General features: G+C 59.7%; 12 protein-coding genes. 5 read left to right on the plus strand and 7 right to left on the minus strand.

The genetic code is table 11. The annotated features are described in order from the left end of the window. The first annotated feature begins 13 nt into the window (after positions 1–13). The gene (locus ACQZ5N_RS00515; protein WP_448731787.1) at positions 14–631 is read left to right on the plus strand and encodes an NUDIX domain-containing protein; all 618 of its coding nucleotides are present in this window, start codon (positions 14–16) and stop codon (positions 629–631) included. A 57-nt stretch (positions 632–688) separates the two neighbouring features. On the opposite strand, the gene ACQZ5N_RS00520 is transcribed toward ACQZ5N_RS00515, so the two are convergent. The 4 genes from ACQZ5N_RS00520 to ACQZ5N_RS00535 all read right to left on the minus strand — a co-directional run bounded on the left by ACQZ5N_RS00520 (position 689) and on the right by ACQZ5N_RS00535 (position 4,419). Then, the gene (locus ACQZ5N_RS00520; protein WP_448731788.1) at positions 689–1,624 is read right to left on the minus strand and encodes an omptin family outer membrane protease; all 936 of its coding nucleotides are present in this window, start codon (positions 1,622–1,624) and stop codon (positions 689–691) included. A 132-nt stretch (positions 1,625–1,756) separates the two neighbouring features. Then, positions 1,757–2,431 carry a phosphoribosylglycinamide formyltransferase gene (gene purN, locus ACQZ5N_RS00525; RefSeq protein ID WP_448731789.1) on the minus strand — a complete coding sequence of 225 codons (675 nt, stop codon included), beginning with the start codon at positions 2,429–2,431 and terminating at the stop codon, positions 1,757–1,759. Then, positions 2,428–3,501 (minus strand): phosphoribosylformylglycinamidine cyclo-ligase, encoded by a 1,074-nt coding sequence (gene purM / locus ACQZ5N_RS00530; RefSeq protein WP_448731790.1) that lies wholly within the window; start codon positions 3,499–3,501, stop codon positions 2,428–2,430. Before purM ends, purN begins: the two co-directional genes overlap by 4 nt. A gap of 123 nt (positions 3,502–3,624) precedes the next feature. Continuing rightward, a complete protein-coding gene (locus tag ACQZ5N_RS00535; RefSeq protein WP_448731791.1) occupies positions 3,625–4,419 on the minus strand; it encodes a class I SAM-dependent DNA methyltransferase in 795 nt (264 codons plus the stop codon). Between the two features lie 243 nt (positions 4,420–4,662). On the opposite strand from ACQZ5N_RS00535, the gene ACQZ5N_RS00540 reads away from it, so the two are divergent. The 4 genes from ACQZ5N_RS00540 to ppx are packed head-to-tail and all read left to right on the plus strand — an operon-like array spanning position 4,663 to position 10,371. Then, a complete protein-coding gene (locus ACQZ5N_RS00540) occupies positions 4,663–5,820 on the plus strand; it encodes an AI-2E family transporter (protein ID WP_448731792.1) in 1,158 nt (385 codons plus the stop codon). Between the two features lie 2 nt (positions 5,821–5,822). Beyond that, complete coding sequence (hdaA, locus tag ACQZ5N_RS00545; RefSeq protein ID WP_020811530.1) at positions 5,823–6,551, plus strand: DnaA regulatory inactivator HdaA; 729 nt, start codon at positions 5,823–5,825, stop codon at positions 6,549–6,551. Beyond that, entirely contained in the window at positions 6,548–8,851 is a 2,304-nt protein-coding gene (locus tag ACQZ5N_RS00550) for an RNA degradosome polyphosphate kinase (protein WP_371259433.1), read from the plus strand. Before hdaA ends, ACQZ5N_RS00550 begins: the two co-directional genes overlap by 4 nt. After that, positions 8,848–10,371 (plus strand): exopolyphosphatase, encoded by a 1,524-nt coding sequence (ppx, locus tag ACQZ5N_RS00555; RefSeq protein WP_003520777.1) that lies wholly within the window; start codon positions 8,848–8,850, stop codon positions 10,369–10,371. Before ACQZ5N_RS00550 ends, ppx begins: the two co-directional genes overlap by 4 nt. Positions 10,372–10,418: 47 nt before the next feature. Here the strand turns inward: ppx and ACQZ5N_RS00560 are convergent, their stop codons facing one another. From ACQZ5N_RS00560 to ACQZ5N_RS00570, 3 genes are all read right to left on the minus strand, one after another. Then, positions 10,419–11,051, minus strand: coding sequence for a DapH/DapD/GlmU-related protein (locus ACQZ5N_RS00560; RefSeq protein ID WP_448731793.1), 633 nt, complete (start codon positions 11,049–11,051; stop codon positions 10,419–10,421). A 155-nt stretch (positions 11,052–11,206) separates the two neighbouring features. After that, positions 11,207–11,554, minus strand: a complete 348-nt coding sequence (locus tag ACQZ5N_RS00565) for a hypothetical protein (RefSeq protein WP_448731794.1) — start codon at positions 11,552–11,554, stop codon at positions 11,207–11,209. A gap of 174 nt (positions 11,555–11,728) precedes the next feature. Continuing rightward, on the minus strand, positions 11,729–12,076 hold the full coding sequence (locus ACQZ5N_RS00570; RefSeq protein WP_065654053.1) for a YunG family protein: 348 nt from the start codon (positions 12,074–12,076) through the stop codon (positions 11,729–11,731). Between the last annotated feature and the right edge of the window lie 186 nt (positions 12,077–12,262).

The raw sequence follows: 12,262 nt of genomic DNA on the forward strand, positions 1-12,262 counted from the left end.
AAGGACATATCCGGTGACACAGACGCAGGCGAAAAACATTCCCGCCGACACGGATGCGGGCAGGATCCGGCTGGTGGAAAAAGAAACCGTCTGGAAGGGCTTCGTGCATATGCAGAAGCTCGTTTTCGACCAGCGCATGCCGGATGGCAAAACCATCCGTATCGTCCGGGAAGTCCACGACCATGGCAGCGCCGCCGCCATTCTCCTTTATGACCCGAAGCGCGACAGCGTGGTAATGGTGCGCCAGTTCCGCCCCGCCGCCTTCGTGAACGGCGATCAAAGCTTCATGATCGAGGTGCCGGCGGGGCTTCTCGACGACGACGACGCGGCTGTCGCCATCCGCCGTGAGGCGATGGAAGAATCCGGCTACGCGGTCGAAAAGGTCGATTATCTGTTCGATATGTATGCCAGCCCCGGCACGCTGACGGAAAAGGTCAGCCTCTTCGTCGCCCGCATCGATCTTGACGTGCAGGCCGGCAGCGGTGGCGGACTGGAGGACGAGGGTGAGGATATCGAGGTTCTGACCTACCGGCTGGATGAAGCCTTCGCGATGATCGTATCGGGTGAAATCACCGATTCCAAGACGATCATTCTGCTGCAATGGGCGATGTTAAATCGCGCCCGGCTTTGAGGGCAGGGTTATTCGAGCGCATCTGGTAAACTCGTAATTCGAGTGAAACTGTCGATACTAGAAGCGTCCTCTCACACCCATCCCCACGAAAATCGACTGCAAATCGCCGCCTCCGGCATTCTTTTCCGATGACAGGTTTCCGGCGCCTGCGCCGCTGTAGTGGGTGTCTCCGCGCCCGAGGCTGGTATAGTCATATGCGCCGTCGAGATAGATCGAGGCATTCTCGGTCAGGTCATAGGCGACGCCGGCCTTCACCCCGAACATGCCGGCGACGTCGAATTTGTCGGTGAAGCGCATGTCGCGCAGCCAGTGATCGTCGGTCGCCTTACCGTAGACCATGGCGCCGCCTTCGAGGCCCAGATTGAGCGACCAGTTGCCAAACCTCTGGCCGCCCGTCAGGTTGCCGTAGAAAACCGGGATTTGCTGGCGATAGGTGATCCCCTTGAGGCCATCCTTGAATTTGCCCGAGAAATCGCGGGGGGAGAAAACGCTGTAAACGGCGTTGCCGCCATAAGCCGACCATTGAACATCCGTATAACGAAAACCGACGCCGGCGCTGAGATATTGCTGCGGATCGTCCAGCAACATGCGATTGAGTTCGAGGCTTCCCGAAAAATAATGGTCGAGCCGCGTGTCGTCATGCTGGGAACGGTGGCTCCAATTGTCCTTCGAGCTATCTCTGGAAAAAGGCCAAACCCAGTCATAGTCGGTCATGTAGCCGTCGCCCTCGAAACCGACGCGGCCTTCCGCCTTCACGCGCCAGCCGGACGCAAGTTCAAGTCCGAGCGAGCCGCGCAATGCCACGGCGTTTTTGGTTTCCCATTCGAGTTCGCTCAGCTTGCGCCCACCGATATGGACGGTTTCCGTCGCGCGGAGATTGAGAAAGCCGGCATCCACTGAGGCCGTAATGCCGCTTTGCTCAGCCGCGACGGGCAGGCTGGCGCCCGCCATCAGGACAACCGAAAGCGGCAGGGAAAATCTCGAAAATGGCATAATCGCTCCTGAATGACCGGAGGGCCCGAAATAAGGGCCGTTGCGGGCATTAAAGATGATTATGGTAAACGATCGGTTTATTTTCCCAAAAATACCATTATGGGTGCTTTTTGTACTTTAGTTATAGCTTTATCAGGAAGCGGATATGAGGTTGGAATACTCAGTATTACTTTCGCCATCCGTGGAGACCGCCTTGCCGTCTTCCATTCGAACCTTGCCTTCGGCAAGCCGCTTCAGGGTGAGCGGGTAGAGCTGGTGCTCGACTGTCAGTATTCGCGCCGCCAGAGTGTCGGCCGTATCGCCGGAAACGACCGGCACCGCACCCTGGGCGATGGTCGGGCCTTCATCCATGCCTTCGGTGACGAAATGCACGGTGCAGCCGGAAATCTTCATGCCGCTGTCAATGGCGCGCTGATGGGTGTGCAGGCCGGGGAAAAGCGGCAGCAGGGAAGGGTGGATATTGATGATGCGGCCTTCATAGGGGGCGATGAAATCCCCCGATATCAACCGCATGTAACCGGCAAGGCAGATGATATCCGGCGCGATTTCGCCAAGTGCGGCCAGAATGGCGCCCTCATGCTCGGCCTTGCTGGCATAGGTCTTGCGCTCGAAGACGAGCGTCGGAATGCCGAGTTCACGGGCTTTTTCCAGCCCGCCCGCAGAAGCCTTGTCCGAGATCACACAGGCGATTTCAGCCGGAAAATCCGCCGCCTGACAGGCCTTGGCCAGCGACACCATGTTGGAGCCGCCGCCGGAGATGAAAACGACGACACGCTTGCGGCCGGACGACAGGGCGGCGCGCATCATAGGCCAAGCGCGCCCTTGTAGATCGTGCCATGCGCGCCTTCTTCACGGGCGACCATGCGGCCGAGCGGGAAAACCGTTTCGCCTTCCGCCGTCAGCGCATCGGTGACCTTGCCGGCATTTTCAGCCGAAACGACCACGATCATGCCGACGCCGCAGTTGAAGGTGCGCAGCATTTCCTTCGCTTCAACGCCGCCGGTTTTCGCCAGCCATGAGAAGACGGCGGGAACCTTGATCGCATCGAGATCGATTTCGGCAGCGAGATGCTTTGGCAGAACGCGCGGAATATTCTCCGGGAAACCGCCACCGGTAATATGCGCCAGCGCCTTCAGCGCGCCGGTCTCGCGGATCGCCTTCAAAAGCGGCTTCACATAGATGCGGGTCGGTGTCAGCAGCGCTTCGCCAAGTTTCTTGCCCTCGGCGAAGGGGGCAGGCGCGTCCCAGTCGAGGCCGGAGACCGATACGATCTTGCGCACCAGCGAAAAGCCGTTGGAGTGAACGCCGGAGGAGGAGAGGCCGAGAATGACGTCGCCTTCGGCAATGTCGCCGGCCGGCAGAAGCTGGCCGCGTTCGGCCGCACCCACGGCAAAGCCCGCGAGATCATAGTCGCCATCGGAATACATGCCGGGCATTTCAGCGGTTTCGCCGCCGATCAGCGCACAGCCGGATTCGCGGCAGCCGGCGGCGATGCCGGAAACGATGGCCGCACCCTGGTCCGGGTCCAGCTTGCCGGTCGCGAAATAGTCGAGGAAGAACAGCGGTTCTGCGCCCTGGACGACGAGATCGTTGACGCACATGGCGACGAGATCGATACCGACGGTGTCGTGATAGTCAGCATCGATGGCGATCTTCAGCTTGGTACCGACGCCGTCATTGGCGGCCACCAGAACCGGATCGGTGAAGCCCGCGGCTTTCAGATCGAACAGGCCGCCGAAGCCGCCGATTTCGCCGTCCGCACCGGGACGCCGCGTCGAACGCACCGCCGGTTTGATCTTTTCGACCATCAGGTTGCCGGCGTCGATATCCACACCTGCATCACTATAGGTAAGACCGTTCTTGCCCGACTGGCTCATGGCTCTCGTCTCCGCTGGTTCCTTTGGCGTCGCCATTCGCACGGGACGGGGCCTGATGCAAGGGTTTGAGTGGCAAAAGCTCCGGTTTTTAACGGCTTTGGCGGGGCTAGCCGGATTGGGTGCTCACCATGGCTGCGACGCGGCGCGACAGACGAGATTGAGCAGGCCGTCATTGGACGTATCGGAATTTTCCTCTATCGGCCGTCCGTTCTCGCCATAACGTGCGGCGATCTCAAAGCCCGCCGCTTCCAGCTGGCGGGTCTGGGCGGCAAGGTCGATGAAATAAAACAGGCCGCTCCAGCGATGCGCCTGATCCGCGAGAATGGCATATTCCGGCGTTCGCCGTGTCGAAGGTTGCAGGCGCAGATAGTTGATCCAGCTTTGCGGATGCAGCGAATTCACCACCTCGCGCGGGTGCCAGGAGCGTCGGTGCAGCGGCATGCCGCCCGCCCGCTTCCATTGGCGATTGTGAAACGAAAAGATGAAATATCCGCCGGGTGCGAGAATGCTTCGCACGGCATGGATGATGGCAAGCCGGTCCTCATGGTCGAAGGCGCTTAGAATCGCGAGCGCGCCGAGCACGCAATCGAAACGCTCCGCACCGAACTGGCCGATCGCCCGTACATCCATATCGAGAAACGTGGCGGCTGGAAAATTGCGCCGCGCCAGCGCAAGCATCGGCTGCGAACGGTCAATGCCGATATAGTCTCCCACCAGCGGCAGAAGCGGCTTCGTCGTTCGGCCGGTGCCGACGCCGAGGTCAAGCAGCCGCTTGCCCGCATAGGCGTGGCGGAACTGATCGAGAATGATGCGTTCGGCCGGGTAAAGCTGCTGGTTGTCATACCATTCGGCAACTTCGGGATTATCGAAGAGACCGGCATTATATTCCGCGATGCCATTTTCACTGGTGCTCTGCATCGTGCCCCCCGGCCGCCGGACATGAAGGAGCGCCGCTGGCCCGCCCGGCAATATTTGATAGTTGTCTAATATTTATCTACGGTCAACCTGCCGTTGCGATGGGTTGGCCGGAAATGAGGGATTTTACCGCTGTGCGGGCAGTCTCCTTCTGCCCACGCGCGAAAGCGCCGGTCTTGACCATGTGCATATGCGCATCCTATCTCCATCATGGGCGGTGACGGTGCGGCGATAAAGGATGAACGGATGCAACCCCATGTAAGCGGTACGAGCCTGCGCCGGCAGGTGTTTTTCTGGATCGGCGTGCTTGCCGTCTTTGTCCTTTTCCTGATGGTCTTCAGCTCCATTCTCCTGCCTTTCGTGGCGGGCATGGCGCTTGCCTATTTTCTCGACCCGGTTGCCGACTGGCTGGAACGGCGTGGCCTCAGCCGGTTGATGGCCACCGTCGTCATCCTCGTCTCCTTCGTGCTGCTCTTCGCGCTGTCGCTCATCATTATCATTCCGCTGATCGTCGCCCAGGCCTCGGAATTCATCACGCGCATCCCGCAATATATCTCGTCATTGCAGCAGCTGATTGCCGGCGCCGACACCAATCTCCTGCCGGATTGGGTCAGCAGCCAGATCGACGCCGTGAAGGAGAATTTTTCGAAGCTTTTGACCGAAGGCGCGGGTTTCATCGGTACGCTTTTGACGCAGATATGGAATTCCGGCAAATCGCTGGTCGATGTCATGTCGCTGCTGGTCGTCACGCCCGTGGTCGCCTTCTATCTGCTGCTCGACTGGGACCGGATGATCGACAAGGTCGATAGCTGGATACCGCGCGATTATGTCCATACCGTCCGCCAGATCGCCCGCGACATGGATAAGACCATTGCCGGTTTCGTGCGCGGGCAGGGGTCGCTCTGCATCATTCTCGGCGTTTATTACGCCGTCGGCCTGTCGCTGGTGGGTTTGAATTTCGGCCTGCTGATCGGCCTCTTCTCAGGCCTCATCAGCTTCATTCCCTATATCGGCTCCATGGTCGGCCTCATCCTCGCCGTCGGCGTCGCCATCGTGCAGTTCTGGCCGGATTACATCTATGTGTTTCTGACGCTCGTTGTGTTCTTTTCCGGCCAGTTCATCGAAGGCAACATCCTGCAGCCGAAGCTTGTCGGCAAAAGCGTCGGCCTGCATCCGGTATGGCTGATGTTCGCCCTTTTCGCCTTCGGTGCGCTTTTCGGTTTCGTTGGGCTTCTCGTCGCGGTGCCGGCTGCGGCGGCGGTCGGCGTGCTTGTCCGCTTCGCCTTGTCGCGGTATCTTGAAAGCGATCTTTACCACGGACACGCCGCCAACCTTCCCTGGGACACAAATTCTGCCCTGGAAGAAGGGGAAACGTCCTCCGGCAAGGTTGACTCTCAGAGCTGACGATGACTGACCAAATCAAAACCGACAACGCCCGGTCGAAGGCCGAGCAGCTGCCGCTCGCATTCTCGCACCAGTCCGCTTCCGGCAGGGATGATCTCCTCGTTTCCGCCTCGCTTGCGGCTGCCGTCAGCCTCATCGATGAATGGCCGAACTGGCGCTCGCCCGTCGTTGTGCTGGCCGGGCCGCCGGGTTCGGGAAAATCGCATCTCGCCAATATCTGGAAAAATATCAGCGATGCGCGCGACATTCACCCCGAGACGGGCTCCGATGCCGCGCGTGCTGCCGAAACGGGACCGGTTCTTTTCGAGGACGCCGACCGGCGCGGTTTTAACGAAACCGAACTCTTCCATGTCATCAACAGCGTACGCCAGCACGGCACCACGCTTTTGATGACGAGCCGGCAATGGCCGGCCGCATGGCCGGTGACGCTGCCCGACCTGCGCTCGCGCCTCAAAGCCGTAACGGTGGTGGAAACCGGCGAGCCGGACGAGGGGCTGTTGGCGCAGGTGCTGGTGAAACTCTTCGCCGACCGGCAGCTTTACATGGATGACAAACTCATAGGTTACATCGTCAATAGAATGGAGCGTTCGCTCGATACGGCGCAGACGATCGTGGACCGGATCGACCGGCTGGCGCTTTCGCGTGGAACGAGAATTACACGGCCGCTGGTGGCGGAGGTCCTCAACGCGATGGACAACGCAGCAGCGGGCAGCGGACTGGACATCGATTGACTGTCACAGTTCCGTCGTCAAACTGTTATACGGGCAAGAAGGACGATCGCGCGATGCAGCAGGATCACGGGACGGAAATCGGTCAGGGGATGGAACAGGGAATGGACGCTATCGCGCAGGAAGACTTCAACAAGGTTCAGCCGGTGACCGAAGGCGAGAGCCTGTGGGACAGCCCGGCGCGTTTCATCAACCGCGAATTCTCCTGGCTCCAGTTCAACCGCCGCGTTCTCGAAGAAACGCTGAACACGGATCATCCGCTGCTGGAGCGGCTGCGTTTCCTCTCCATCTCGGCCGCCAACCTCGATGAATTCTTCATGGTCCGCGTTGCCGGCCTCGAAGGGCAGGTGCGCCAGAAGATCACCGTCAAGACGCCGGACGGCAAGACGCCGGCCGAGCAGCTCGAAGATATTCTGAAGGAAATCGACAATCTGCAGATGGAGCAGCAGGCCTCGCTTGCCGTTCTGCAGCAATATCTCGCCAAGGAAGAAATCTTCATCGTGCGGCCGGCCGCACTTTCGGATGCGGATCGCACCTGGCTCGGCACCGAATTCGAGGAACGCATTTTCCCGGTGCTGACGCCGCTGTCCATCGACCCGGCGCATCCGTTCCCCTTCATTCCGAACCTCGGTTTCTCGATGGGCCTGCAGCTCGACAGCGTCAACGGCCGCGAGCCGATGACGGCGCTCCTGCGCCTGCCGCCGGCGCTCGACCGTTTCGTGCGCCTACCGGATGACAAGAACGCCATCCGTTACATCACGCTGGAAGATGTGGTCGGCCTGTTCATTCACCGGCTTTATCCCGGATATAGCGTCAAGGGATTCGGCACGTTCCGCATCATCCGCGACAGCGATATCGAAGTCGAAGAAGAGGCGGAAGATCTGGTCCGTTTCTTCGAAAGCGCGCTGAAGCGCCGCCGCCGCGGTTCCGTTATCCGCATCGAGACCGACAGCGAAATGCCGCAGTCGCTCAGGCAATTCGTGGTGCATGAGCTTGGCGTGCCTGATAATCGCGTCGCCGTTCTGCCCGGCCTTCTCGCGCTCAACACCATCTCGGAAATCGTCCGCGCGCCGCGCGACGACCTGAAATTCGAACCATACAACGCCCGTTTCCCCGAGCGCGTGCGCGAACATGCCGGCGATTGCCTCGCCGCCATCCGCGAAAAGGACATGGTGGTTCACCACCCCTATGAAAGCTTCGACGTGGTCGTGCAGTTCCTGCTGCAGGCCGCGCGCGATCCCGAAGTACTCGCCATCAAGCAGACGCTTTACCGCACCTCCAATGACAGCCCGATCGTTCGCGCGCTGATCGATGCGGCGGAAGCCGGTAAATCCGTCACCGCGCTGGTGGAACTTAAAGCGCGTTTCGATGAAGAGGCGAATATCCGCTGGGCGCGCGATCTGGAGCGGGCCGGCGTGCAGGTCGTCTTCGGCTTCATCGAACTCAAGACCCACGCCAAGATGTCGATGGTAGTGCGCCGCGAGGACGGCAAGCTCAGAACCTATTGTCACCTCGGCACTGGCAACTATCACCCGATCACCGCCAAGATCTATACCGACCTGTCCTTCTTCACCTGCAACCCGAAGATCGCCCATGACATGGCGAATATCTTCAACTTCATCACGGGTTACGGCGAGCCGGAAGAGGGCATGAAGCTCGCCATTTCGCCCTATACGCTGCGCGCACGCATCGTAAAGCACATCAATGAAGAGATCGAGCACGCCAAGCGCGGTGCGCCGGCGGCGATCTGGATGAAGATGAATTCGCTGGTCGACCCTGAAATCATCGATTCTCTTTACCGCGCAAGTGCTGCGGGCGTGGAGGTCGATCTCGTTGTGCGCGGCATCTGCTGCCTGCGCCCGCAGGTGCCGGGCCTGTCCGACAATATCCGCGTCAAATCCATCGTCGGACGCTTCCTCGAACACAGCCGCATCTTCTGCTTCGGCAATGGTTTCGGCCTGCCGTCGGACAAGGCGCTGGTCTATATCGGCTCGGCCGACATGATGCCGCGCAACCTTGATCGGCGCGTGGAAACGCTGGTTCCGCTCACCAATCCCACCGTGCATGAGCAGGTTCTTTCACAGATTATGCTGGGCAATCTCATTGACAACCAGCAGAGCTACGAGATACTTGCGGACGGAACGTCGAGGCGCATCGAGGTGCGTAAAGGCGAAGAACCGTTCAACGCGCAGCACTATTTCATGACCAATCCCAGCCTTTCCGGACGTGGTGAAGCCTTGAAATCCAGTGCGCCCAAATTGATTGCCGGGTTGATTTCGTCCCGCAAGAAACAGGCTGAATGACTCGATCAGAAGCACAGGGGCGGCTGACCGGCCTTGCCCCCGTTTCCGTCATAGATATTGGTTCGAACTCCGTTCGTCTCGTCGTATATGAAGGTCTTTCCCGCGCGCCTGCGGTGCTGTTCAATGAAAAGGTCCTGTGCGGCCTTGGCAAGGGACTGGCGCTGACGGGCCGCATGCATGAGGAAGGCGTCAGCCGGGCGCTGATGGCGCTTCGGCGTTTCCATGTCCTTTCCGAGCAGGCGCAGGCGCAGAAGCTCTATGTGCTGGCGACGGCTGCGGCGCGTGAGGCGGAAAACGGTCCGGATTTCATCCGCGAGGCCGAAGCCATTCTCGGCTGCGAGATCGAGGTGCTGTCAGGCGAAAAGGAAGCGCTTTATTCCGCCTATGGCGTGATCAGCGGTTTCCATGATCCAGACGGCATCGCCGGTGACCTCGGCGGCGGTTCGCTCGAACTCATCGACATCAAGGGCAAGAGCTGCGGCGAGGGCATCACCCTGCCGCTCGGCGGCCTGCGGCTGTCGGAGCAGTCGGACGGCTCGCTGGAAAAAGCTGCGACGATTGCCAGAAAACACGTCAAATCCTTCGCCAAGCTTCTGGCGGCGGGTGAGGGGCGCACCTTTTACGCGGTGGGCGGCACCTGGCGAAACATCGCCAAGCTGCATATGGAGATATCGGGCTATCCGCTGCATATGATGCAGGGCTACGAATTGCCGCTGGAGGAAATGCTGAATTTTCTCGAGGAGGTCATCGTCTCCCGGGATAGCAAGGATCCAGCCTGGCAGGCGGTCTCCAAGAACCGCCGCTCGCTTCTGCCCTTCGGCGCCATCGCCATGCGCGAAGTTCTGAAAATGATGAAGCCGGCCAGGATCGCCTTCTCGGCGCAGGGCGTGCGCGAAGGTTATCTCTATTCGCTGTTGACGGAAGAAGAGCGGGATTCCGATCCGCTGCTGGTTGCCGCCGATGAACTTGCCATTCTGCGCGCCCGCTCGCCGGAACATGCGCGCGAACTGGCGGACTGGAGCGGCCGCACCTTCCCGGTCTTCGGCGTTGACGAGACCGAAGAGGAGAGCCGTTACCGGCAGGCGGCCTGCCTTCTCGCCGATATCAGCTGGCGCGCCCATCCCGACTATCGCGGATTGCAGGCGCTCAACATCATCGCCCACTCTTCTTTCGTGGCGATCACCCATCCCGGCCGCGCCTATATTGCGCTCGCCAATTATTATCGCTTCGAAGGTCTGAACGACAACGGCACCACGCAGCCGCTCGCCGCCATGGCGGGCGACCGGTTGCAGGAGCTCGGTAAATTGCTCGGCGGCCTGCTGCGCGTCGTCTATCTCTTCTCGGCCTCGATGCCGGGTGTCGTCGACCACCTCAAATTCCGTAAATCCGGCAATCCCGATCTCGATCTGGAATTTGTCGTGCCGCATGATTATTGCGATTTCGCCGGCGAGCGGCTGGACGGGCGTTTGCAGCAACTGGCGAAGCTGACGGGCAAGCGGCTGGCGTTCGTGTTCGAATAACGAACGGCGATGTTTCCGTTTTGTGGCAGGAACGGTTCTTGCGTCCGCTAGGACCAGCGCTCGCAAAAGGCTTCTATGTCGCTCGACTGAAAGTCGGAAAGCCGCGCCATGATCGTTTCGAATGGCCAGTCCCACCATGCGATTGATGCAAGCTTTTCCGCGAGGGTCCGCGAAAATCGTTCGCGAATGATCTTTGCGGGAACGCCGCCGACGATGGTATAGGGCGGCACATCTTTGGTGACGACCGCGCCGGCGGCGAGCACTGCCCCGTCTCCAACCGTGACACCCGGCAAGACGATAACCCCGTGACCGATCCAGACATCGTGACCGATGACGGCGCGGTCCTCCCTGCGCCGGTCGAAAAAGGCGTCATCGCGCACGGCATCCGCAGAATAATATTCAGGGCAATAGCTGAAACGGTGCATGGATGGCCGGTCCATCGGATGGTTCGGAGCGCCTATCCTGACCTCTGCGGCGATGGCGCAGAATTTTCCAATCGTTGCATCGCCCACCATGCAACGGGGTCCAAGATAAGAGTAATTACCGAGTTCGGCATTGTGCAGGGAGGTGTCAGCCAGAATTTCGCAGCATTCGCCGATATTGGAATCTCTTATGCTCGCCGTCGCATGGATGACGGTCTCTGCGATTTTCGGGCGCTTGATCTGTGCGGTCGAATCCATTCCAGCCTCCGGATTTGCGCCTGCTTAACCGGCGATGATGAAGGTGCTGTGACGTGGAATGGCCATAGGAGTCAGGTCGGGCCGGGCCTCCTTTCTAGAACGCAGATCACGCGCGATACCGCGCGACGCAAAATCCTGTCTTCACTCGGAATGTATCACTTGCGGGGGACATCCGCCGCGGCAGGCGTTTTCTTCCAGTAGTGGTCGGATATGTTTTGCGCGTTCCGAATGATGTGGCCGGCGATTTCGGGGTCTCCGCCCTCGAAGGTTTTCGGGTCGGCCCCGCATAACATCAGGAAGAGCTGCTGATGGGCGACAGCGGCAAAATAGTCGTGGGGCGGTGGCTGCATGTCTGAATCGACGGCCCGGAATGCCTCAGTGACCTCTTTGCTGGCACGTTCGAGCGCTGCGTGAATGGTGGCCATCATCGCTGCTTCCGTGCGCTCCAATATGGCCTGTACCTGCCGTTCCGCCGGTGTCAGGACCGGGCAACTCTCACTCATCGAATATCTCTCCTGTCGGTGCAACCATTCCACCGGGCGATATTATCGCAAGGATTGTGTCCGCTTTGCGGGAAAGATTGACATCGTGGTCCTGAAACGCAACACCCTGGCTGGCCACCGTGCCGCGATGCGCGGATCCAAACGGCAATGGGCTGGCACTGCTTTGCAAATGGCTCAGCCGTGCCCGAGCGCCTTGCGGATGCAGGCGCTGAGATAGGCATATTGCAGCGGCGTTATCGTCGCCATGGCCTCCGTGCGGCTGGCAAGCCTGTCCTGATAGCCGACCGGAATATCGAACTGGCTGAAGGTGAAATCCCAGCGGGTGCCTTCGACGATATTGTAAAAATGGTCGGCGCCGCTGACAGCGGTTTTGGCGAGCTCACCGCCGAAAATATCCTGCACCACCAGCGCGGTGACGCTGCCTTGGCCCTTGGCGGGGTTTTCGCGCGACCAGAGGCCGCTCGTCTCGCCCGACCAGCTTTTCTTCAGGGCGTAATAAAGTCTTTCTGCATGGTCCTGCATGAAACGTCTTCTTTTCCGCAAGCATGTTTCGGTTAAAGTATTTCCAGCGAAAGTGCGCTCGGTTTTGCGTCCGGAAATGCGTAAAAACAAAGAGTTAGAGCAATGGAGGTGAACCGGTGCTCACCGGAATTGCTCTAGCTCTGGAAAACCGGAACGGAGCGCCATGCAGACATTTGTGTCTGCCGG

Source organism: Agrobacterium sp. 22-221-1 (genome assembly GCF_053522445.1).